At 70.4% G+C, this 24216-nt stretch carries 14 protein-coding genes and 1 pseudogene; 11 read left to right on the top strand and 4 right to left on the bottom strand.

Annotated features, from left to right (window positions below):
• Positions 1–106: 106 nt before the first annotated feature.
• Together purN and purH are read left to right on the top strand one after the other, a co-directional pair.
• Positions 107–712, top strand: coding sequence for a phosphoribosylglycinamide formyltransferase (purN, locus tag VFZ92_RS18660; protein ID WP_330877230.1), 606 nt, complete (start codon positions 107–109; stop codon positions 710–712).
• Positions 709–2292: a bifunctional phosphoribosylaminoimidazolecarboxamide formyltransferase/IMP cyclohydrolase gene (gene purH / locus VFZ92_RS18655; RefSeq protein ID WP_330877229.1), complete on the top strand. Its 1584-nt coding sequence runs from the start codon at positions 709–711 to the stop codon at positions 2290–2292. Before purN ends, purH begins: the two co-directional genes overlap by 4 nt.
• Before the next feature lie 47 nt (positions 2293–2339).
• Here purH and VFZ92_RS18650 read toward each other — a convergent pair whose 3' ends face one another.
• Positions 2340–3989, bottom strand: coding sequence for a S8 family serine peptidase (locus tag VFZ92_RS18650; protein ID WP_330877228.1), 1650 nt, complete (start codon positions 3987–3989; stop codon positions 2340–2342).
• Between the two features lie 266 nt (positions 3990–4255).
• Here VFZ92_RS18650 and VFZ92_RS18645 point away from each other — a divergent pair, with 266 nt between their 5' ends.
• The 9 genes from VFZ92_RS18645 to VFZ92_RS18605 all read left to right on the top strand — a co-directional run bounded on the left by VFZ92_RS18645 (position 4256) and on the right by VFZ92_RS18605 (position 19190).
• Positions 4256–4942, top strand: a complete 687-nt coding sequence (locus VFZ92_RS18645; RefSeq protein WP_414719938.1) for a hypothetical protein — start codon at positions 4256–4258, stop codon at positions 4940–4942.
• Positions 4943–5602: 660 nt separating this feature from the next.
• Positions 5603–7189, top strand: coding sequence for a DNA polymerase Y family protein (locus tag VFZ92_RS18640; RefSeq protein WP_414719939.1), 1587 nt, complete (start codon positions 5603–5605; stop codon positions 7187–7189).
• Entirely contained in the window at positions 7189–7353 is a 165-nt protein-coding gene (locus VFZ92_RS18635; RefSeq protein ID WP_330877226.1) for a hypothetical protein, read from the top strand. Before VFZ92_RS18640 ends, VFZ92_RS18635 begins: the two co-directional genes overlap by 1 nt.
• The gene (locus VFZ92_RS18630) at positions 7353–10655 is read left to right on the top strand and encodes an error-prone DNA polymerase (RefSeq protein WP_330877225.1); all 3303 of its coding nucleotides are present in this window, start codon (positions 7353–7355) and stop codon (positions 10653–10655) included. Before VFZ92_RS18635 ends, VFZ92_RS18630 begins: the two co-directional genes overlap by 1 nt.
• Positions 10656–10792: 137 nt before the next feature.
• Positions 10793–11596 carry a TnsA-like heteromeric transposase endonuclease subunit gene (locus VFZ92_RS18625; RefSeq protein WP_330877224.1) on the top strand — a complete coding sequence of 268 codons (804 nt, stop codon included), beginning with the start codon at positions 10793–10795 and terminating at the stop codon, positions 11594–11596.
• Positions 11593–13731, top strand: a complete 2139-nt coding sequence (locus VFZ92_RS18620) for a helix-turn-helix domain-containing protein (protein ID WP_330877223.1) — start codon at positions 11593–11595, stop codon at positions 13729–13731. The genes VFZ92_RS18625 and VFZ92_RS18620 overlap by 4 nt, the downstream gene beginning before the upstream one ends.
• A gap of 203 nt (positions 13732–13934) precedes the next feature.
• Positions 13935–14849, top strand: coding sequence for an AAA family ATPase (locus tag VFZ92_RS18615; protein WP_330877222.1), 915 nt, complete (start codon positions 13935–13937; stop codon positions 14847–14849).
• A complete protein-coding gene (locus VFZ92_RS18610; protein WP_330877221.1) occupies positions 14846–17476 on the top strand; it encodes a TniQ family protein in 2631 nt (876 codons plus the stop codon). Before VFZ92_RS18615 ends, VFZ92_RS18610 begins: the two co-directional genes overlap by 4 nt.
• 151 nt (positions 17477–17627) lie before the next feature.
• Positions 17628–19190 (top strand): hypothetical protein, encoded by a 1563-nt coding sequence (locus tag VFZ92_RS18605; RefSeq protein WP_330877220.1) that lies wholly within the window; start codon positions 17628–17630, stop codon positions 19188–19190.
• On the opposite strand, the pseudogene VFZ92_RS18600 reads toward VFZ92_RS18605, so the two are convergent.
• From VFZ92_RS18600 to VFZ92_RS18590, 3 genes and pseudogenes are all read right to left on the bottom strand, one after another.
• Positions 19184–19527: pseudogene (locus VFZ92_RS18600) on the bottom strand (transposase); the annotation flags it as partial. The gene VFZ92_RS18605 and the pseudogene VFZ92_RS18600 overlap by 7 nt on opposite strands.
• Positions 19528–20467: 940 nt before the next feature.
• Positions 20468–23056, bottom strand: a complete 2589-nt coding sequence (gene fxsT / locus VFZ92_RS18595) for an FxSxx-COOH system tetratricopeptide repeat protein (RefSeq protein WP_330877219.1) — start codon at positions 23054–23056, stop codon at positions 20468–20470.
• Between the two features lie 618 nt (positions 23057–23674).
• Complete coding sequence (locus VFZ92_RS18590; protein WP_330877218.1) at positions 23675–24190, bottom strand: hypothetical protein; 516 nt, start codon at positions 24188–24190, stop codon at positions 23675–23677.
• Positions 24191–24216 lie beyond the last annotated feature (26 nt).

Raw genomic sequence — 24216 nt, 5'->3', positions numbered from 1 at the left:
TGCTGAGCTGCGGCGATGGTCTTGCCCTCGCCCGGCTGACGTTCCCGCACCGGCCCGCCAGGAGACCACGCTGAACGCCGCAGAACCCAGCACCCTCAGGCTTCCAGTGCCCGCGAGGGTGGTCGTGCTCGTCTCGGGCTCCGGCACCCTCCTCCAGGCACTGCTGGACGCCGCGGAGGATCCCGCCTACCCCGTCGAGGTGGTCGCCGTCGGCGCCGACCGCGACGGCATCGAGGGCCTGGCCCGTGCCGAGCGCGCGGGTGTGCCCGCGTTCTCGGTGAAGCTGCGCGACCACGCCGACCGCGCCGCGTGGGACGTCGCGCTCACGAAGGCGGTCGCCGAGCACGAACCCGACCTGGTGGTCTCCGCCGGGTTCATGAAGATCATCGGTGACGGCTTCCTGGCCCGCTTCGGCGGCCGGATGCTGAACACCCACCCCGCGCTGCTCCCCGCCTTCCCCGGCGCGCACCCCGTGCGCGACGCGGTGGACTACGGCGTCCACGTCACCGGCGCGACCGTGCACCTGGTCGACGCGGGCGTGGACACCGGGCCGATCCTGGCCCAGGAGGCGGTGGCGGTCGAACCCGGCGACGACGCCGACAGCTTGCACGAGCGCATCAAGGTGGTGGAGCGGCGACTGCTCGTCGACGTGGTCGCCAGCCTGGCCCGCGAGGGCTGCACCGTGACCGGACGAAAGGTGAGCATTCCGTGACCACTCCTGCCGAGAGGCGACCGGTTCGTCGGGCACTGATCGGGGTGTCCGACAAGTCGGGGCTGCTGGAACTGGCCTCCGGCCTGCACGCGGCCGGAGTCGAGATCGTGTCGACCGGCGGCACCGCGAAGGCGTTGGCGGACGCGGGCATCCCCGTCGTCCCGGTCGAGCAGGTGACCGGGTTCCCGGAGAGCCTGGACGGCCGCGTCAAGACGCTGCACCCCGGCGTGCACGCGGGTCTGCTCGCGGACACGCGGCGGCCGGAGCACCTGGCGCAGCTCGACGAGCTGGGCATCAAGGCGTTCGACCTGCTCGTGGTGAACCTGTACCCGTTCGCCCAGACCGTCGCGTCCGGCGCGTCGGTCGACGAGTGCGTCGAGCAGATCGACATCGGCGGCCCCGCGATGGTCCGCGCGTCGGCGAAGAACCACGCCAGCGTCGCCGTCGTGGTCGACCCGACCCGCTACGGGTGGGTGCTGGAGCAGGTCGCCGCGGGTGGTTTCACGCTCGCGGACCGGCAGCTGCTGGCGCTGGGCGCGTTCCGCCACACCGCTTCCTACGACGTCGCCGTCGCGTCCTGGCTGGGCTCCGCGCTCACCTCGGACGACGAGGGCACCGGCTTCCCCGGCTGGGTCGGCGCGACCTGGAACCGCTCGAACGTGCTGCGCTACGGCGAGAACCCGCACCAGAAGGCCGCGCTGTACACGCAGGGCGACGGCCGCACCGGGCTCGCGACCGCGCGGCAGCTGCACGGCAAGGAGATGTCGTACAACAACTACCTCGACGGTGACGCCGCCTGGCGCGCCGCGTGGGACCACGAGCTGCCGTGCGTCGCGATCATCAAGCACGCCAACCCGTGCGGCATCGCGGTGTCCACCGTGGAGGGTCCGGCGGCCATCGCCGAGGCCCACCGCAAGGCGCACGCGTGCGACCCGACCAGCGCGTTCGGCGGGATCATCGCGGCGAACCGCGAGGTCACCGTGGACATGGCCGAGCAGGTCGCGGAGATCTTCACCGAGGTCGTGATCGCCCCGTCGTACGCCGACGGCGCGGTGGACGTGCTGTCCCGCAAGAAGAACGTCCGCATCCTGATCGCCGAGCCGCCCGTGCGGCAGGGCGTGGAGCTGCGCCCGGTCTCCGGCGGCCTGCTGCTCCAGGGCAAGGACGTCATCGACGCCGAGGGCGACGACCCGAGCAAGTGGACCCTCGCCTGCGGCGCGCCGCTGTCCGACGCCGAGCTGTCGGACCTGGCGTTCGCGTGGCGCTCGTGCCGCGCGGTCAAGTCCAACGCGATCCTGCTGGCCAAGGACGGCGCCACCGTCGGCGTCGGCATGGGCCAGGTCAACCGGGTCGACTCCGCGAAGCTCGCGGTGACCCGCGCGGGTGAGCGCGTGCGGGGCTCGATGGCGGCCTCCGACGCGTTCTTCCCGTTCCCGGACGGCCTCCAGGTGCTGCTCGACGCCGGTGTCCGCGCCGTCGTGCAGCCCGGTGGCTCCGTGCGCGACCCCGAGGTCATCGCCGCCGCCGAGGCCGCGGGCGTCACGATGTACCTCACGGGCACGCGCCACTTCGCGCACTAGGGCGCTCGGAGGCCGGTGGGCCCCACCCACCGGCCTCCGGCGTTCGCTCAGCCGAGGAACTCGGCACCGCGGGTGACGGCGGCGAAGGCGTTCACGACGCCGTGGCCGTAGAACCCGTTGAACGCCAAGTCCCCTTCGCAGGTCGCGGTGTACTCGGGTCCACGACCCGTGTGCTCGTAGGACACCGTCCTCGGTGTGGGGCACGGGACCTTGTCGGCCGTGCCCTTGAGCACCCTCTCCACCTCGTCCGGCGCCAGCGTGAGCGTGCCGGGGTGGGCCGGGTCCGCCTCGCCGTACTGGCTGACCGTCAGCGCGGCCGTCGCGGAGACGTGGGGCGCCGCCATCGAGGTGCCGTCCAGGAAGGTGTAGAACGCGCACCTGGTGCCCGAGCAGTGCTTCACCACGTGGTTCTTCACGCCGTCCGGGGTGATGTTGCCGTCCGCGTCGATGAAGCCCTTGGCCAGCGAGGCGCCGCGGGGGTACGTGGACAGGATCCGGTTCTCCCTGGTCTCGTACCAGGGCGTGCCGAAGTAGTCCTTGAAGTACCCGCCCGGCGCGGACAGGTCGATCCGCTCGACCCCGTAGTCGGAGCGGTCGGACTTCGCCTGCGACGGCCCCAGCGCCGAGACGCCCAGCACGTGCCCGCCCTCCGCGGGCATCTTGAGGCAGGTGGCGTTGTCGATCGGCCGCGGGTACGTCCCGCCCTCCGGGAAGTTCGGGCTCGACGTGTCGGGGCGCGGCTTGCCGAGGTCGTCGTAGTTGTTGCCCGCTGAGCTGACCAGCGTCACGCCCTTGCCGTGCGCGTAGTCCAGCGCGCGCTGGAAGGCGGCGACGATCGTGCGCTGCTCGGTCTGGAACTCCGGTGCGTCGTTGGGGTTCGAGGCGCAGTTGTACCGCCAGGGGTCGACGTAGAACGACATGTTGATCACGTCGAGGCCGATGTCGGCGCCGTAGGTCAACCCGTCGACGACCGGCTGGAGGAACGCGAACCCGCTGTCCTGGGTCGCGCGGAGGTTGACGAGCGTGATGCCGGGCGCGACGCCCGCCGTGCCGAACCCGTTGGTGGCGGCGGCGATGATGCCCGCGACGTGCGTGCCGTGCCCGTCGTCGTCGACGTCCACGGGGTCGACGCAGCTCGCGACCTCGCACGGCCCGTCGACGACCGGGACGTCGCGGGTGAAGTTGCGGGACAGCCCCCGGTTCAGGCGGGTCGTCAGGTCCGGGTGGCTGCCGTCGATGCCGCTGTCCAGCACGCCGACGTGCACCCGCGGGTCACCGAGCTGCCGATCCCTGGCCAGGTCCGCGCGCACCATCCGCAGCCCCCACTGCTGCTCCTCCAGCGGGTCGGTCGCCCGCTCGGGCGCGGGCGGCGGGTCGGCCACCGGGCCCGGCTCGGCGGCCGTCGCTCCGGTGGTCTCCTCGATCGTGAAGTCGCGGGCCGCGCCGAACACCGCGTCCGACGCCGAGACCTGCTGGATGAACCCCGTCTTCGGCGCCCGCGCGCTCACGGTGCCGACAGCGGTGTTCTCCTTGATCACGGTGCCGCCCGCCGAGCGGATGGCGGCGATGGCCGCGTCGCGGCTCGCCCCCGCTTCGACGAGCACGGTGTACCCGCTCAACACCTGCGCCCCCGCCACCGCGACACCCGACAGCAACAGCGGTGCCAACAACACCGCTGGAACCCACCTGTTCCTCATGGTTCCCCCTCCGGTCCGGTCCTTCGAGGTCGAAGACCTACCCGGGTCCGGATGTTCACGGTCGGGACCCGGTGGGTTGTCAAACAACCCCGAAGATCGGGCACGGGTCGTCGACACCCGAACGGCCCACGGGCATTGACACCGGGCAGGCCGAACCCGATAAGATCGACCACGTCGTTCGAACACGTGTTCGATAGACTGCAAGCCGCCGACTTCCCACGGCGGTCCGTGTTCAGGGGTGCTCACGGACGGTGGGAGGAGGCTGGGTGTCCAGGTCGGCAACGGCGATGTCGGTCGCGCTCGGGGTAGACGCGACCGGCGGGCTGACCATTCCAGCCACCGAGATCACGGGGCGGGTCCTGCCGGTTCGCGGGGAACTCGCGGACCTGCTCCCGTGGGGCGGCTTGAGGCGCGGCAGCACGGTGTCGGTGCGCGGATCGACATCGTTGCTGCTCGCGCTGCTCTCCACGGCGACGGCCGAGGGCTGCTGGGCAGCGGTCGTCGGTCTGCCGAGCCTGGGCGTGCTCGCGGCGGCGGAACTGGGGGTCGCCGTGCGCCGCCTGGCTCTCGTGCCCGAGCCGGGCACCGACCCGGTGGTGGTCGAACGCACGGTCGCGGCCCTGCTCGACGGCATCGACCTCGTCTCGGTCGCCGTCCCCGTCACCCCGCACACGGCCCGCAGGCTCTCCGCGCGTGCCCGCCAGCGCAAGGCGGTGCTGGTCCCGTTCGGCGCGTGGCCGGGGGCGGACGTGGAACTGCGCGTCGGGGAGGGCCGCTGGAGCGGTCTCGGCGCGGGCCACGGCGTGCTCGCGGAACGCGAGGTGGTCGTGCACGCGGGTGGTCGCGGTGCCGCGTCACGTCCGGTGCGCGCCGGTTTCCTGCTGCCCGCTCCCGGTGGTGGCGTCGGTCCGAGCAGGCCTGTCGTTCGGCCGGTGGTGGCGGTGGCCGGGTGATGGGGTGCGTCGGGTGGTGGCGTCGGTTCGAGCGGGCCTGTCGTGCGGCCGGTGGTGGCCGGGTGGTGGGCCGCGGGTGGGGCGCGTCGAGCGGTGACTTCGGTTCCGGGTGGCCGGTCGTCGCGGGGGCTGCCGGCCGTGGCGGGATGGCTGGGGCGCGGGTGGTCGCGGGGGTGGCTGGGGCGCGGGTGTTGCGGCTGGGGGCTGTCGGTCGGGCCGGGTGCGCGGTGCGGAGGTCTGGTTCGCGGTCGGTCGTGGGAGTGGTCGCGCCGTCGGTGTTGAGGGCCCCCGGTTCGGCGGGGTTTCCCCGCCGCGGCTCGATTCGTGGGCGACTGTGCGGGGCGGTGGCGGGGTGACGGGCGGTGGGCGGGGGGTGCTGCTCGGGCCGGTTCGCGGTGTGGCGTGGGTGGTGCCGCTGGTCGTGGAGTGCTCGGTCCGGGTATCGCGGGCGGGGGCCGTGCCCGGTGCCGGTCGTCCTGCCAAGGCCCGGTGGGTTCCGGGGCCGACGTGCGTGGAGGAGGAGATCGCCGCGCTGCCCGGCCGCTACGAGGTCCGTCTCGGTCCAGGGCGTCGGGGGGATCGGCTGGCGGAGGTCCCGCGGCGGGGAAGGGCCTGCGGAGGCGGTCGGTCGAGCCGGTTCCCGCTCGTCCGGGCGTGGCTGTGGTGCGTGCGGAGGGCGGGGTGGTCGTGGTGCGGACGCTGACCGTCTGGTGCCAGGACTGGCCGGTGGTCGCGGCTTCGGCGGCGGCCGGGTCGCCCGCGCAGGTGCCCGCCGCCGTGGTGCTCGGCAACGAGGTCGTCCACTGCTCGGCCACGGCCCGCGCGGAGGGCGTGCGGCGCGGGCAGCGGAAGCGGGCCGCCCAAGCCCGGTGCCCGGAGGTGGTGCTGTTCGAGGACGACCCGGAGCGGGACGCGCGGGTGTTCGAGCCGGTGGCCGCCGCCGTCGAGCACCTCGCGCCGGGGATCGAGGTCGTGCGGCCCGGTCTGGTCGCGGTGCCCGCCCGAGGCCCGGTCGGGTACTTCGGGAGCGCGGAGAAGGCCGCGGAGGCGGTGATCGACCACATCGCGGACACGACCGGGGTCGAGGCGCAGGTGGGGGTCGCGGACGGCCTGTTCGCGGCCACGCTCGCGGCCCACCGCGGGCTGGTCGTGCCGGAAGGCCGGGCAGCGGAGTTCCTGGCGCCGCTGGGGATCGCCGAGCTCGACCAGCCCGCCGAACGCCGCGGGGGCCGACCCGAACTGGTGGACCTGCTGCGGCGACTGGGTTTGCGGACGCTGGGGGCGTTCGCGGAGATCCCGGAGCGGGACGTGGCGTCGCGGTTCGGCGGGGAGGCGGTGCTCGCCCACCGGCTGGCCCGCGGGCTGGAGGAACGGGCGCACGACCGGCGCACGCCACCACCGGAGCTGTCCGTCGAGCAGCGCCTCGACCCGCCGGTGGACCGGGTGGACGCCGCCGCGTTCGTCGCGAAGGGACTGGCCGAGCTGCTGCACGTCGGGCTCGTGGCCAGGGGCTTGGCGTGCACCCGGCTGGGGATCCGGGCGACCACCGAGAACGGCGAGGAGCTGTCACGGGTGTGGCGGTGCGCGGAACCGCTGACCCCGCAGGGGATCTCGGACCGGGTGCGGTGGCAGCTCGACGGCTGGCTGACGACCACCCGGCTCACCTCGGGCGTCACCGTGCTGCGGCTCGACCCCGAGGAGGTGGTGGGTGCGGCCGCGCTGCAACTGGGGCTGCTGGACCAGAGCCAGGGCGACGTGGCGGACCGGGCAGCACGGGCGCTGGTGCACGTCCAGGGCCTGCTCGGGCCCGGAGCGGTGGTGACGCCGGTGCTGGGCGGCGGCCGGGGGCCCGCCGAACGGGTGCGGCTCGTGCCGTGGGGTGACGAGCGCGTGCCCGCCTCGGACCCGGACCAGCCGTGGCCCGCGCGGCTGCCCGCGCCGTCACCCGCGACGGTGCCGGTGGAACCGGTGCCGGTCGGGCTGGTGGACGCCGCGGGCGCGGACGTCGGCGTGACCGGCCGCTACGAGCTGACCGCGCCGCCGCACCGGGTGCTGCTCGGCGGCAGGTCCCAGGAGGTGCGGGGCTGGGCAGGGCCGTGGCCGGTCGACGAACGGTGGTGGGACCCCGGGGCGGCCCACCGGGCGGCGCGCCTCCAGGTGCTGACCGCGGGGGAGAACGGGGCGGAGCAAGCGTTCCTGCTGGTGCGCACGGGCGGCCGGTGGGCGGTGGAAGGGGTGTACGACTGATGGCTGACGACTACCAGGGCATCGTGGACTGGTTGCGGGAGGCGGGCGAGATCGACCAGGACGGCGAACGGCAGGAAGCGCCCGCGTACCTGGCCTGGTTCGGCTGGACACCGAGGCCGGTGCTGGTGCCGTTGCCGAGGCGGGCCCCCGACGAGCTGTTCTGATGGGGTGGAACAACCCGCCGGTGCGCTGGTCCGACCTGGAGCGCGCGCTGTCCGGCAAGCCGTACGAGAAGGGCGACGGCGGTGACAGCCCGGCCTGGACGCACCACCGCGAGCGGTACACGGCGTCACCGGAGCAGGGGCTGCGGGTCGACGAGCTGGGGATGCTCCAGACCCGCACGCCGTACGTGGAGCTGCACGCGCACTCCAACTTCAGCTTCCTGGACGGCGCGAGCCACCCGGAGGAACTGGTGGAGGCGGCGCAGCAGCTCGGTCTCGACGGCGTCGCGCTGACCGACCACGACGGCGTGTACGGCGTGGTGCGGTTCGCCGAGGCGGCGAAGGAACTGGGCGTGCGCACGGTGTTCGGCTCCGAGCTGAGCGTCGGGCTCTCCCAGCCGCAGAACGGGGTCCCGGACCCGGAGGGCGAGCACCTGCTGCTGCTCGCCCTCCGCGAGACCGGCTACTACGAGCTGTGCCGCACGATCACCAACGGGCAGTTGGCCGAGGGGGCGGAGAAGGGGCGGCCGGTCTACGACCTGGAGCAGGTGGTGGCCGACACCCGCGAGAACTGCGTCGTGCTCACGGGGTGCCGCAAGGGGGCGGTGCGGCGGGCGCTCGACCGCGAGGGGCCGGAGGCGGCGTTCGCGCAGCTGCGGAAGCTGGTCGAGCTGTACAGCGCGGAACGCGTGTTCGTGGAGCTGACCGACCACGGGTTCCCCGGTGACAGCACCAGGAACGACCTCCTCGCGGGCATGGCGACCGATCTCGGGTTGCCCACGGTCGCCACCAACGCCGTGCACTACGCCACCCAGTCGCGGGCTCGGCTGGCCGCGGCGATGGCGGCCGTGCGGGCGCGGCGCAGCCTGGACGAGATGGCCGGGTGGCTGCCGCCCGCCGCCGGGGCGTGCATGCGGTCCGGTGAGGAGATGGCCCGGCGGTTCGCGCGCTACCCCGGAGCCGTGCACCGGGCCGCGGTGCTGGGGTTGCAGTGCGTGTTCGACCTCAGGCTGGTGGCGCCGAAGCTGCCGCCGTTCGACGTGCCCGCCGGTGAGACGGAGATCAGCCACCTGCGGAACCTGACCCGTGAGGGGGCTGCCCGGCGGTACTTCTCCGTCGGGGAGAACCCCAAGGCGTTCCAGCAGGTCGAGCACGAGCTGCGGATCATCGAGGACCTGGGGTTCCCCGGCTACTTCCTCGTCGTGCACGACATCGTCCGGTTCTGCCGCGAGCGCGGCATCCTCTGCCAGGGCCGGGGGTCGGCGGCGAACTCCGCCGTCTGCTTCGCGCTCGGCATCACGAACGTCGACGCGGTGCGCTTCGAGCTGCTGTTCGAGCGGTTCCTCGCCCCGGCGCGCGACGGACCGCCGGACATCGACCTGGACATCGAGTCGGACCGCCGCGAGGAGGTGATCCAGTACGTCTACGAGAAGTACGGCCGCAGGCACGCGGCGCAGGTGGCGAACGTGATCAGCTACCGCGCGAAGTCCGCGATCCGGGACGTGGCGCGGGCTCTCGGCTACTCGGCGGGGCAGCAGGACGCGTGGAGCCGGGAGATCGACCGCTGGGGGCCGTTGCGCGAGACCGCGGCGGACAGCGGGATCCCGTTGCCCGTGGTGGAGTTGGCGGCGCAGCTGGAGAACTTCCCGCGCCACCTGGGAATCCACTCCGGTGGCATGGTCATCTGCGACCGGCCGGTCAGCGAGGTGTGCCCGGTGGAGCCCGCGCGGATGGCGAACCGGACCGTGCTCCAGTGGGACAAGGACGACTGCGCGTCGATCAACCTGGTCAAGTTCGACCTGCTCGGCCTGGGGATGCTGTCCGCGCTGCACTACGCGATCGACCTGGTGCGGGAGCACCACGGGGTCGAGGTCGACCTCGGGCGCATCGACCTGGCCGACGGCGCGGTCTACGACATGCTGTGCCGCGCGGATTCCGTCGGCGTCTTCCAGGTGGAGAGCCGGGCCCAGATGGCGACGCTGCCCCGGCTCAAGCCCAGGGAGTTCTACGACCTGGTGGTGGAGGTCGCCCTGATCCGGCCGGGCCCCATCCAGGGCGGCTCGGTGCACCCGTACATCCGGCGGCGCAACGGGAAGGAGAAGTGGGAGCACGACCACCCCCGGTTGAAGAAGGCGCTGGACCGGACCTACGGGGTGCCGCTGTTCCAGGAGCAGCTGATGCAGATCGCCGTGGACGTCGCCGACTTCACGCCCGCCGAGGCGGACGAGCTGCGGCGGGCCATGGGGGCCAAGAGGTCCACCTTCCGGATGGAGAGGTTGCGCGACCGGTTCTACGCCGGGTGCGCCCGGCACGGCATCGAGGAGGACCTGGCAGGCCGGATCTACGCGAAGCTGTTGGCGTTCGCCAACTTCGGGTTCCCCGAGAGCCACGCGCTGAGCTTCGCCCACCTGGTCTTCGTCAGCGCCTGGTTCAAGCTGTACTACCCGGCGGCGTTCTGCGCGGCCCTGCTGCGCGCCCAGCCGATGGGCTTCTACTCGCCGCAGTCACTCGTGGCAGACGCCCGCAGGCACGGCGTCCGGGTCTTCGGCCCGGACGTCAACGCGAGCCTTCCCCACGCGGGCCTGGAACTCTTCGAGGGGAAGCAGGCGGTGCGGATCGGGTTGGCGTCCGTTCGCACCATCGGGCAGTCCGCGGCCGAGGCGCTGGTGGCGGAACGCGACCGCGGCGGTCCGTTCCGCGACCTGGTGGACGTCGGGGCAAGACTGCGACTGACCACCCCGCAGGTGGAGGCGCTGGCGACGGCGGGCGCGTTCGGCGGCTTCGGCGTGGCGAGAAGGGAAGCCCTGTGGGCGGCCGGAGCGGTGGCGAACACGCGCCCGGACCGCCTACCGGGAACAGTGGTGGGCACGACCGCCCCGTCGTTGCCGGGAATGGACGAGATCGAACTGGCAGTGGCCGACGTCTGGGCCACCGGCCTGTCCCCGGACAGCTTCCCAACCCAATTCGTCCGCGACCGCCTCACCGCACTGGGAGCACTGCCAACGAACAACCTGGCGAACCTCCACCCCGGCACCAGGGTCCTCATAGGCGGCGCGGTGACCCACCGCCAGCGACCGGCCACGGCAGGCGGCGTCACATTCCTGAACGTCGAAGACGAAACGGGCATGGTCAACGTCGTCTGCACCACCGGCCTGTGGGCGAAGTACCGCCGGGTGGCCCTGAACAGCCCAGCCCTGCTGGTACGGGGAACAGTGGAAATCGCCGAAGGCGTGGTCAGCGTCCTAGCGGACCGCTTGCAACACCTGGACCTGCGAATCCCGTCCAGATCCCGCGACTTCAGGTGAGGGACGTCAGCTCAAGCAGTGGACCATTGTAGGATCTCAAAACCGACTGCCAATTCTCATTCGAGAATGCCACCATGCTGCCACTTGGCAGCGCGCGTGAGACTGGGCTGTTCGGGTAGGACTCCGGCCGTGGGGTCATGCGTCGTGTTGCTGGTGCCGATGGTGGATGTGTGGCTCACACACGGTCCGCTCACCCTGATGGCGACGCATCGGTGGACGGGTCCGCAGTCGGATCGGTGTCTGTGGGTTTTCGTCGTCCGGGCGAGGCCATGAAGGTCGTCTGTCCATGGGACCGGGTCGACGCGGATGCGTTGGGGATGGCGTTGCCCTGGCGGACTTTCCGGTGGCACCACGGACAGAGGCACTATCCCGGCTCCTACTGGTCCGCCACCGTACGCGATCTCGTGATCTACGAGTCCAGGCTTGAGCTGACACGGCTTCTGTACGCCGATCACGACCGGTCGGTGCGTCACATCGTCGCCCAGCCGTTCTTGTTGAAGGCCGAGGTCTCCGGTGCGGTGCGCAGGCACATCCCGGACTACCTCCTGCTCACAGACCGGGGACCGGTCGTGGTGGACGTGAAGCCCCGACATCGGATGCTCGGGCAGAGCACTGTCTTCACCTTCGGGTGGACGCGGCGGACAGTGGAGTCGAAGGGCTGGCGTTATGAGGTGTGGAACGAGCCGCCGCCGATGGAGTTGGAGAACGTGCGGTTCTTGGCGGGCTTCCGCCGCGATTGGCTGTTCGACCCGTCATTGCTGGCGTTGCTGAGGGCGGCGGATCTCGACGGGGCCACGCTCGCGCAGGCTTACCGGTTCCCGACCGGCCATCTGCGGTCGAGGGTGCGCTCGGCGGTGTTGCACCTGCTGTGGTGTCAGCACTTCGTCGTCGACTTCGATCGTCCGTTGAGCCTGGCCAGCGTGTTGAGGCGGCCGACGTGAGCGACGCCGTGGTCCGGCTCGGAGTCGGGACCCGTCTGCTCTACGACGGTGAGGTCGCCGAGGTGGTGGAGTTGCTCTGCACCGCCTCGAACAACGAGGTGGTGCTCAATGTCGTCCGTGCCGCGCGGATCGTTCGTGTCGCGGTGAAAGAGTTGCTGACCTCGGATCGCGTCCGGGTGATCCCGGACCGGCCGGGGCCGTCCTCCGATGATGCGGGCGAGATCGCGAGCGTGGTGCTGTCGGCGCTGAGCGAGCGGGAGAAACGGCAGGTCCTGGAACTGGCCGCACACGTGCGGGAAGTGCTCACGGGTTATCGCTGCGGCAGTGGTGACCTGGCGGAGGCCGGGGAGCCGCGTGCGCAGTTCGAGCCGGGACTACCGTTGATGGTCCGATACAAGGCGAAGGCGTCCGAGTTGGGCGTGAGCGTGCGCACGGTCAGGCAGTGGGTGTCGGACTTCGGGCGTGACGGCGTGGCCGGGCTGGTGTCCAAGAGCGCCCGCCGCGGGCCGGGTGGACGGGTGGACGGGCGGTGGGTGGAGATCGCCTTGGAAGTCATGGTCGAGCACACCGGCGAGTCCAAGCCGTCCCGGACGATGGTGATCGACCGCGCGAACGCGCGGGTCCTGGCCCGTTTCGGTGCTGGTGTCGTCAAGCCGCCCAGCAGGGCGACGGCGTTTCGGATGCTGGGGGAGTTGGAGCGGCGGCATCCGACGTTCCGGCTCAGCGCCAAGCGGAACCGGGACATCGCCGATCGGCCCACCGAGGTCCACGGGAAGCTGCGGCCGACCCGTCCCGGCGAGTACGTGTTGATGGACACCACGCGGCTGGACGTGTTCGCGCTGGACCCGATGACGCTGCGGTGGGTGCAGGCGGAGTTGACGGTGGCCATGGACTGGTACACCCGCTGCATCACCGGGATCAGGATCACGCCGGTCTCCACCAAGTCGGTGGACGTGGCGTCCGTGCTCTACCAGTGCTACCGGCCACGCCCGGCCGGGCGCGACTGGCCGGTGCATGCGGTGTGGCCCGAGCACGGCGTTCCCCGATCGGTGCTGGTGGACACCGCCGCCCTGGAGCGGCCGGGTGCGGCGTCGCCGGCGGTGGCGCCGGAGACGATCGTGGTCGACCACGGCAAGGTGTTCGTGTCCGAGCACCTGACCAGCGTGTGCCGTCGGATGGGGATCTCGATCCAACCGGCGAGGCTGCGCACGGGCCGGGACAAGGGCCCGGTGGAGAGGTTCTTCCGCACGCTTCGGGAGGATCTCCTCCAGGCGTTGCCGGGCTACAAGGGGCCGGATGTCCACTCGCGGGGGTCGCATCCCGAGGCGGAGGCGTTCTTCTTCCTCGACGAGCTCGAAGCGGTGATCAGGGAGTGGGTCGCGGTCGTCTATCACCAGCGGCCGCACAGCGGACTGGTCGATCCCCGTGTGCCGGGTCTGCGGATGTCGCCGGCTCAGATGTTCGAGCACGGCATCGCGCGGGCCGGCTGGATCGAGGTCCCCCGCGACCGGGACCTCGCCTACGAGTTCCTCAAGACCGAGTGGCGCACGATCCAGCACTACGGCGTGGAGATCGCCGGCCGCCGCTACCGGGCCGGGGCGCTGGCGACGTTGGTGAACACGACCAGCCCCTACACCGGCAAGGCCAAGGGGCGGTGGCCGTTCCAGCTCGACCCGGACGACGTGACCCGCGCCTACTTCCGCGATCCACACACCCGCCGGTGGCACACCCTGCTCTGGGAGCACGCGCCGGCGTTGGAGATGCCGCTGAGCGAGGACGCGCTGGACTTCGCCCGCACACTGGCCGCGGCTAGGTACACCTACCCGGACGACAAGGTCGCGGTCGCCGATCTGTTCCAACGCTGGAGTCTCGGGCTGGGCACGACGCCGGCCGAGCGGCGGATGGCGTTGAGGCTGTCGCGCGAGCAGTCGGCGCTCGACCTGCCCGAGCCACAGGGCGAGGCGCCGGTGTCGGTGTTGCCCTCGGTGGCCCGTGTCCTGACCGCCGGCACGGACGACGGGGCGGCGGAGCCGCAGGACGAGCCGGTGGCGGAGACGGGGGACGAGGACGCGGAGGACCTGCAGGCGCTGGCGCACGAGGACGACTTCTATGCCGACGCGTTGGAGGACGTGTGAGCACGGCCGGGTTGGACAACCTCACGCTGGCGCGCAAGGAAGGCTGGCAGCGTTTCGTTCAAGCGACCGCCCGGGTGCGGCCGGAGCCGTTGACCCGCGGGCGGATCGGTGGGCTCGGGGAGGGTGCGCGGGCCGATTACGACCGGCGGCGGCGGGAATGGCACGCGAACCTGGGCCCGTTGCGGACACCTCAGCTGGCGGGCTTGCACGAGGACTTGTGGGACATCGTGGACAGCAACGCCCACGACGGGGACAAGGCCAAGGGCGCGGTGGCGATCGACGCGTTCCCGGGTTTGGGCAAGACCACCTCGGTGTTGGCGTTCGCCAAGCAGTTCCACCTGCGCGAGATCGCCGAGCACGGCGACCGGACGCCGGAGGGGCACCAGCGGTTACCGGTGTGCCGGGTCGGGCTGACCGGCAACACCGGGTTGAAGGACTTCAACCGCGCGATGCTGGAGTTCTTCGCCCATCCGGGCAACATCCGCGGCACCGCCGCCCAGTTCGCCTCCCGCGCGCTGGACTGCATGATCAGCTGTCACGTGCGGCTGCTGATCGTGGACGACCTGCACTTCCTGCGGTGGCGCAACACCTCGGGTGTGGAGATCAGCAACCACTTCAAGTACATCGCCAACGAGTACCCGGTCACCCTGGTGTTCGTCGGCGTCGGCCTGGCCGAACGGGGTCTGCTCGACGAGGTCGACGCGCTGGGCAACCCGGTGCTGGCCCAGTCCGGCCGGCGCACCACGCCGCTGGGGATGGAGCCGTTCCTGATCGACACCCAGGAGCGTCGGCGGCAGTGGCGTGGTGTGCTGTTGGCGATCGAGCAGCGTCTGGTGCTGGCCGACGCCCGGCGGGGGATGCTGGCCGACGAGCTGCCCGATTACCTGTTCGCGCGCTCCACCGGCCACATCGGCTCGCTGATGACGCTGATCAACCGTGGCTGCCAGCGCGCCGTGCGCACTGGGGCCGAGCGCCTGGATCGGGAGGTGCTGGACCGGGTGAAGAACGACGCCGCCGCGGAGAACGCCCGCCGTGAACTCGCCGCGGCGCTGGACCGGCGGCGCATCACCAGCCGCGTCACCCCCGGCAGATCCCGCTCGGTCGCGGGCGCGCCGTGACCGGCCTGCGGCGGCTGCCGATCGTGGTGGACCCGGTGCCCGGTGAGGGGCTGGATTCCTGGTTGGAGGCGTTGTCGCGGCGGCTCGCGACGCCGGTGTCGGAACTGCTGCCCGTGCTCGGGTTGGGGCAGGCGCGGCGGCGCGGCGCAAGGCTGCCCGCGTTCGCGGTGTGCCTGCGGGCACGGGAGTCGTCGCGGGTCGCGGCGGCGACCGGGATCGCGCCCGCGGCGGTGCGGGCGATGACGCTGGCCCGCTACGACGCGGTGGCGCTGCGGGTCGACCACACCGCGCGGCGGGTGGTGGCGCAGTACGTGTGGGCCCGTCGACGCGGCACGTGGTTCTGTCCGCGGTGCCTGGCCGACAACGGCGGCCGATGGCTGCTGCGGTGGCGACTCGGTTGGTCGTTCGCCTGCACCCGCCACCGCTGCCTGCTCGCCGACCGCTGTCCGAGCTGCGGGCAGGTCCCACAGCGGCGCACCATGTGGCTGCGCGTACCGCAGGCGTCACGCTGCCTGGAGCATCCCGCCTCGGCGGGGCGCCGGAACCTCCGCTGCGACACCGACCTCACCACCGCACCAGTGGTCGCCCTCGCCGCAGACCATCCGGTGCTGCACGCCCAAGACCTCGTCGACACGATGCTCACCACCGGTACGGCGGGCTTCGGCCTCTACACCGGCATCCCGGCCGCGCGGCTGCTCACGGACCTGGCGGTGCTGGCGCCACGGATCCTGCGCACCACGGCGACACCGGTCGACGACCCCGTTCTCGCCGGCCTGGCCGATGCCTACCGGGCAGCCCTGACCGACCCGTCGGCATCGGCAACACCCGGCGCGCGCGGGCGGGCGACCACACCGACCAGCGCCCCGCTCACCGCGGTCGTCACCACCCGCGTCCTGGCGGTGCTGTCCAGCACCGACGAGCACACCGCGGCCACGATGCTGGCCACGATGGGCACCCCGGGCGATGCCACCCGCCGCCTGCTGGCCGCCCACCACGAACCCGTGCACACGAAAACCCTCACGCCGACACTCACCGGCGTCCTGCGCCACGCCCGCCGCACCGTGTTCCCACCATCCCCACGGGCCTGCCTGCCCGGTTCTGCTCGACCTCGTTCGAGGCCGGGATGGTCCGGCGACCTGCTCGGCGGACCTCAGACCTGCCCCGACCGTGACCGGTCGGCACAGCTGCCGGTGGTGTTCTGGCCCTGGTGGACTCTGCGCCTGGCACCGCACTGGGGCGTGCAACGCCTGTTCCGCGGCGCACTGGCCTGCCTGACCCTCGCCGCCGGCACCGCGCTGTCGATCACCCGGGCCACCGCCCTGCTCGGCCCCGGCGTCTCCGCCGACTACGTGGCCGCCACGCTGCGGCGCCTCACCGACGACCCCGCCTGGAACGCACAACGCACCGCGCTGCGCCGCATCGCCCACCATCTCGACACCCACGGCAGCCCCATCGACTACGCCCGCCGCCGCACCCTCGACTACACCACCCTGCTACCCGAACCCCGATGGCGCACGCTCGTCGCCCGCACCGGCATCCGGCGCAGCCACGGCACGCTGCGCACCCTGCGCTGCGTGCTGTTCGAAACCCTCAGCGGACTGCCCGCCGCGCTCGCGCCCGCGGCGTTCGCACCCGGCACCAAAGAGCAGCGGGACGCCGTCGCCGACCACCCGACCCTGCTCACCACCCACCTCGCCCACGAACTCGATCTCGCGGCCAGGGAATTTCTCGCAGCCCACGGCATCGACGAACCCGTCACCTGGCAACCACCCCGAACCCTCGCCGAGGGCCTCCACCTACCCGGACCCGACCCAGACACCCTCGCCACCGAACCGCTGCATCCCCTGCTCGCCGCCGGGATCCCGCTCGGCCGGGCCGCCGCGCAATCGGGCATGTCGCCGGCCGCCGCCCGCTACCTGCTGACGCAATCCCCACCCGGCACAGCCGCCGACCCCGTCCAGGAACACCTCCAGCGTCGGCTCCCCTCGGACCTGTTCCGCGACCTCTACGAGAACCAGGGCCGGTCGCTTTCCACGCTCGCCGCCCACTACCGGGTCAACCGCCGCCGGATCACGCGGCTCGCCACCGCCTACGACATCCCCCTGCGCGACCCACACCGGCCACCTGCCGGCATCACCCGCGAGTGGCTCACCGAGCACTACGTCGACGGCGGCCGGTCAGCCGAGGAACTCGCCGCCGAACTCGGCCTGCACCCCAACACCGTGCTGCGCTGGTGCCGACGCCACGACCTGGCCGTCCGCCCGGCCGGAGCACACGGCCACCGCAGCGCCCGCCACTCCACCGACACCGTCCCGCCCGAGCTGCACCCGGCGCTCACCGGCACCCGCCCGTGGAAACGCCTGGCCGCGTTCGCCGAAACGCGCAACCACGCGACACTTCAGGACGCGGCCGCAGCCCTCGGCCTCGATCGAAAGACCCTCGACCGCTACGTCCGGCGACTCGAGAACGAACTCGGCCACCAGCTCGTTCACCGCGACGGCACAGACCTCCGCACCCACACCACGCTCACCATCGAGGGGAACACCTTCGCCCAGACGATCGCAGCCCAGCTCAACCGGCAACCCGAACTTGCGCCTGCCGCGCTCGCCATCCGCAAAACCGACTGAAGTGGGTCGCAGACCGAGGAACTGTACCTGCCCAGTCCTGGGTCGCCGACCGGAAGCGGCGTTGGGACGCGACGGTGTCCGACGAGGTCGAGTTCGCGACCGCGGCCTCCGCCCACTCGACGCGTTTCGTCTGTTGGCGTTAACATTCACTATGGTCGATGCCGAGCACGTCGCGACTTTCGATACGTCTCTACGGCTGGATGAGGGCTCTCGCGCGGAGTTGCTGGCCGTGGTGGTTGACGCTAACGCCTACGGTCGCGCCAAGCCGAACCTAGACGACCTCGAGCACATGGCACGTCGGTTGCATGGGATCGGCAAGCAAACCTGGGTTCCCGAGCCGGTGGCCTGGGAATGGGCTGAGCACCTCGGCACCGACTGGCGCACCCTCATGACAGCCCAGTCCGACCTTCGCAAGAATCTCCGACGTGGCCGGGTACCCATGACTGAGCCGCTATATGAGGACGAGGCAGGAGTAATCGACGCTTTCATGACGGCTATCCAAGCCATCGATCATGTCCGAGTAATCAGCGTGACACCCCACAGTGCCTTAGAAGGTTTGAAGGACCAGGTCTTGCAGCGTCCGCCGGGAAAACGGAAAGAGAAGGTGAAAACCGGCGGTAGCGATGCTGCTTGGCTTCGCGATGTCATCTTGGCCGCCAACGGAGCGGTAGATCGCTTGCTGTTCCTCACCGAGGACAGGGATATCACCCGCGCCTGCGAGGCATGGGGCATGCCCACGCCAAGGACGCGGACGCGGCTCCAGTTGCGATCGACGTTGTTCGATGTCACTGTTGATGATGAACGCGCGACTCGCGCCGTGGTGCGCTATCTCCTGGAACGACTGCCGATCGATCTCAACAGCGGATGGAGTGGGGAAACCGATGGCTTTGACATCGGCAGCACCTCAGGCCTGGATCGGGCGATCGAGGCCGCCGACGACCTGGACGACACTCGCGTCTACGGTGCCGATATCACAAGGCTGACGGTATTGGTCGGCGTGGACAACGTCGCCATCGACACCACCGGCGACGATGAGCCGAGCTACCCAGGTCATCTCGGCGAAGCTCGACACGATCAGGTCTCCGCGACGGTCTACTTCTTGGGCGACGCCGAGGCCACAGTCAACCGCCTTTACCTCGGCGGCGACCCGGAAACCATGACCGACGAGATCGCTGGCGTGTTTATCCGAACCGAACTCTTGTTCCACCTCGTCGACGGCGTAATCACGGAAGTGTCTGCGGAGGATGATGCCCAGGTGTCGCTCCCCGACAACTTCTACGACCGCGAGACAGACGCAGTCGACGAACTACGCGAGGCATTGGAGTGCGTACCCGGACTGATTATCCCCGACGACTTTGGATTGAACACACGAAACGGTATACATCGACTGACGATCGAAGGCCACGACGTCGACCTTACCTTATCCTGGGTACCGTCCGACTACGGGCGCTTCACCCTCGACCTCAGCAGGGCGGGTCACGATTTTGATTCCGTCGAGATATCGTGCCAATACGACGCCACAGCCTGGGCGGGCGGAAAAGACGGATACCTGATGCGTGCTCCATACTATATGACCGTTGAGAATGGAGAACTCCTCCCCGAAAGTCCACTGTGGTCCATACCTGCGTGGATCATCGGAAAGCTTGACTGGACTGCACCAGCAACACCACGGGTCCATCCCGTGACCGGTGTGTCCGGCGTTGTTGATCAGTAGGTCTCGGCGTTCGGCCAGCGGTCACCGACGTGATGGCGAAGGCGTTGAGCACGGGCTTCCAGCGCATCGTCCACCTCGCGCGGCCCGTCCCGGTCGGGTCCAGGCTGCGGGTGACAAGGTACAGACACTTCATCGCCGACTGCTCGGTCGGAAAACGCCCGCGGGCGCGGACCGCCCGACGGTAGCGGGCGTTGAGCAACTCGATCGCGTTGGTGGAACAGATCATCCGCCGGATCTCCACGTCGTAGTCCAGGAACGGCACGAATTCGTCCTAGGCGTTGCGCCACAAGCGAATCATCGCCCCGTACTTGCGTCCCCACCGCTCGGCCAGGTCCTCTTGTACGGTGGCGACCCGCTCCAGCCAGGCCAGCGTCAGCCACAAAACCCCGCCCGCCACGAGCACGAGGGCGATCAAGCCCAGCACGGGCACGAACTGCTTGTCGGCCCGCGGCCGAGCACGGGCTGAGCGCGCCCAGTCCGGCAGGCGGCGCAGATGTGGGCGGGGCTTGGGTCCAGCAACGGTCATACCTCTACGTCGCGTGAAGGTCGCGGTGTACCGGCCATGCCACCCGCGCGCGGTCGCCCTGGTGGACCGCGACCGTCGCGTCGCGACCGGCTTGGACGACCACGGCGTATCCGGACGCGGTCGCTCCCAAGTCCACCCTGTGCCCGTCACCGCCATCCGTGGCACCGTCGGTCGTCACGTGCGCGCACTCCAGTTCGACCGGATCTCGCACCCCTCCAGAACAACCTTGGCGTCCCGCACACTCGCGCACACCGCACGATGGCGGACCGCACCCCACCACCGGCAGATGGTGCTCCCGCAGGGGCGGGGAAGTGGGGTTCTGAGCCTGCGAGCGCCGGACCGCTCCCGTACGCCGACGCCTTCAAATGGCCGAGGAAGTGCCACGGAAGTGAGACTGATCTTGGTGACACCGCCGTGAGACAACAGCGAAACCACAGGTCGACTAAGATCGACATGTCCCAAGGGGCGAGAACCTACATGGTGGTTTAGGGTCTCGAAACCGGCTGCCAGTTCTCATCGGGGTCTGCCACCATGCTGCCACTTGGCAGCGGACTGAGACTGGGCTCTTCGGGTAGGACTTCAATCGTGGGGTTATGCGCGGTATTGCTGTTGCCGATGGTGGAGTTGTGGTTTACACACCGCCCGCTCGTACTGATGGCGACGCGTTGATGGGCGAACCGTTAGTCGGATCGGTGTCTGTGAGTTTGCCCGCTGATGGAAATTGCCTAATTCCCACTTCATTGTCAGCGCGTCAGTTGAAGTTCCGCTTCACCATGTCTTGCCAGTGAGTGAGCTTGTTGCGGGTGATCATAGTACTGGGGTGGTCGGGCCCGAGGACCCGGAGATGGTCGGCTAGCAGCGCTTCTAACCCGGCCACCGCACTGCCTGGGTCACCCGCCTCACCCCGCCAGCGGGCGAGGTTGGCACGGGTGCTTAAGGTGATGGGGTGGTCGGGCCCCATCACCCGGAGATGATCTGGCAACAGCGCCTTGAACCCGGCCACAGCGCCAACTGGGTCACCCGCTTCACCCCGCGAGTGGGCGAGGATGCCACGGGTGATCAGGGTGTCGGGGTGGTCGGGCCCGAGGACCCGAAGTCGGTCGGCCAGCAGCGCCTCCAACTCGGCCACCGCACTGCCCGGGTCACCCGCCTTAACCCGCCAGTAGGCAAGGTCGATGCGGGTGTGAAGGCTGTCGGGGTGGTCGGGCCCGAGGACCCGAAGTCGGTCGCTCAGCAGCGCCTCCAACTCGGCCACCGCACTGCCCGGGTCATCCGCTTCGCCCCGCCTGTAGGCGAGGCTGACTCGGGTGTTCAGGGTGTCGGGGTGGTCGGGCCCCAACACGCGCAGTTGGTCGGTCACCAGCGCTTCTAATCCGGCCACCGCACTGCCCGGGTCACCCTCCTCACCCCGCCAGTAGGCGAGGCTCCCGCGGGTGTTCAGAGTGTCGGGGTGGTCGGGCCCGAAGACTCGGAGCCGGTCGGCCAGCAGCGCCTCGAACCCGGCCACCGCGCCAGCCTGGTCACCCGCTGAGCCCCGCCAAGAGGCGAGCTTGCTGCGGGTGTCCAAGGTGTCGGGGTGGTCGGGCCCCATCACCCGGAGGTGGTCGGTCAGCAGCGCCTCGAACCCGGCCACCGCACTGCCCGGGTCACCCGCTGCACCCCGCCAGTAGGCGAGCTTGCCACGGGTGATCAGGGTGTCGGGGTGGTCGGGCCCGAAGACTCGGAGCCGGTCGGCCAGCAGCGCCTCCAGCACGGCGACCGCGCCAGCCTGGTCACCCGCTGCACCCCGCCAGTAGGCGAGCTTGCTGCGGGTGATCAGGGTGTCGGGGTGGTCGGGCCCCAGTTGTGAGTTGATGTGGCCGTAAAGGTTGTGCCAGTAGGTGATGGCGGCGTGGACTTGGCCGCTGCCGCCCAGAGACTTCCCCGCGCGTTCGAGTACGTCGTGGAGTGCGGGGGTGAGCAGTGCGGGGGTTGTGTGGGTGTGGAGTGTGGTGGTGTTGGAGCGTAAGGCTTGGCCGAGGTCGGGGTGGACGGTGTCGACATCCGGCCAGATCGCCAGGAGGGTGTCGGCGGTGGTGTGGGCGAGGGTGTGGAGGTGGTCGGGGCTAAGGGAGTCACGGACGGCGCGTTGGACCAAGGCGTGCACCGCCACCGCCTTGGCTGGGCGGTCGGGGGTGAGGGTAATGAGGTTGAACCGGTGTAGTCGTGTGAGTCCGTCGTTGACGTCGTCGTGATCGACTCGCCTGCGCGCAAGGGTGGTGAGGTGATCGAGGACGGGTTGGGCGGTGAACAGGTCGACGGGGACGCCGTTGGGGTCAAGCAGGGCGGCGACCTCCAGTAGCGGGCGGGCCAGGCCTGCGCCACGCGGCCGGTTCGGGATTTCGACGTGGTCGGCGCGGTCGATGGACAGCGACCAGGTCGCCGCAATGGTGCGTTGGTGTTCGGGTAGGGCGTGTTCGGGTGGGGTGAGTTCGGCCAGGGTGCGGCGCCGGTCGGCCAGCATCGACCGGTAGGCGGTGATGGTGAGCAGGGGCTGGTCTCCCAGGTAGGCGGAGGCCTGGCTCAACGCTAACGGCAGCCACCCCAACTCTTCCGCCAGGTCGGCAAGCCTGTCCTGATCACCGCCGTCGGTGGTGTCGGCCAGGGCCTGCGCGAGGTAGGTCACGGCTTCGTCGCGGGTGAACACGTCCAGTTCGATCACCCGGTGACCACCGCGCCCGGCCGCCGTGTCGCGTCGCCGGCTGGTGACCACGACCTGCCCACTGGCACTGGGTGGTGGGTCCAGGCCGCGCAGGTGCGCCGGGTCCTGCACGTCGTCCAACACGATCAGCCAGCGGCGCGAGGTGGAGGCCAGCCACTCCCGAAACCGGATCGCCGCCTGCTCGGGTGGCCGGTCGGCGATCTGCGGGTCCTGTTGGACCAGCACCCGCGTGGCAGCGTCGGCGTAGGTGGTCACGATCGCGTCGCGAGAGAGCGCCGACACCCATACCGCCATGTCCACCACCGGGTCGGCCCAGACCGACCACGCGTGACGGGCGGCCAACTGCGACTTGCCCACCCCGCCCATTCCCGACACGACCACGCCTGCGCGCTGCGGCGCGCCGACCACCATCGCCGCGCGTCCCGAGGCCAACGCGTCGACCAGCAGCGCGTACGCCCGGCGGTCCTGGTGGTGGTCGGCTGGGGACGGCGGAACGCCGACCCGTACCGGCCATGCCACCCGCGGGCGGTCGCCCTGGTGGACCGCGACCGTCGCGTCGCGACCGGCTTGAACGACCACGGCGTATCCGGACGCGGTCGCGTCCAGGTCCACCCTGTGCCCGTCACCGTCGGTCGTCACGTGCGCGCACTCCAGTTCGACCGGATCTCGGACCCCTCCAGAACAACCTTGGCGTCCCGCACACTCGCGCACACCGCACGATGGCGGACCGCACCCCCATCACCGGCAGATGGTGCTCCCGCGGGGGCGGGGAAGGGGGGTTCTCGGCCTGCGAGCGCCGGACCGCTCCCGTACGCCGACGCCTTCAACCGGCCCGAGGAAGTGCCACGGGAACTGAGACTGATCTTGGTGACACCGCCGTGAGACAACAGAGAAACCACAAGTCGACCAAGATCGACATGTCCAAAGGGGCAAGAACCTACATCTGGCTTGTCGGCGACGGTGAGCACCGTCCGCCGTAACTTGATCAGGTTCGGTGCAACCTGTCGAGCTTCGCCGGATACCCGTCGACGTTGTCTCGACGACCTTTGGCTTGGTCTGCTGACAACCCAGCGGACTGCGTCTGCGCGGCGAAGTCCGAAGGTCCGCCTGCCGCGACGGCGGGAGGCGACATCAACACCGTGCCGATGAACGCCACCCACCGTTGATCCACGACCGGACACCCTGGCGGAATCCCCTGGTCAGGCAGCCGTTGGGCCGCCTGACCAGGTCATTCACACCCCATGTGCGGAAACGGATCTAGACGAGCGGCGAGCCCGTCAGGTTCCACGTGGACGAACCCTTGCCGTCGCCATCGATGTCGAAGACCACTGTCGCGTCACCCGAGTAGTAGTAGGCGTTGCTGCGGACCACCCAACCGGTGTAGCACTCCAGGTTGTAGTCGATGTAGCCGTCGTTGAAGTCGTCCATGAAGCTGCACGTCGCGCTGTTCACGATCGAGTCGGTGGTCGACGGAGGTTGACGGCGCTCGGTCCTGATCGTGGCATCCCATCGGTCGAACTTGTAGTTCGCGCCGAGCGGCGGGCCGTTGTACCGCCAATGCATGTTGAACCTGCTTCGCACCGTGCCGTCCGAGTCGGTCTGGATGCAGATCATGACCGTTGCGATCACGTCGGTCTTGTTCGGCAGCGCGAACTGCTTGGACTGGTCGGCGGCGCAGTGGTCGACCGGGTAGGCGTAGGCGGCGGACGCCCCGGCGAGGCTGATGACCAGTGCTGCGACGGCCCCCAGCGCAGCGGCGATCGTGCGTCTCATCGGATCCCTCTCAGTTGTGTGCGGAT

The sequence above is a fragment of the Umezawaea sp. genome (assembly GCF_036375055.1).
GTDB lineage: Bacteria > Actinomycetota > Actinomycetes > Mycobacteriales > Pseudonocardiaceae > Umezawaea.
This window is presented reverse-complemented; position numbering and strand designations above follow the sequence as displayed.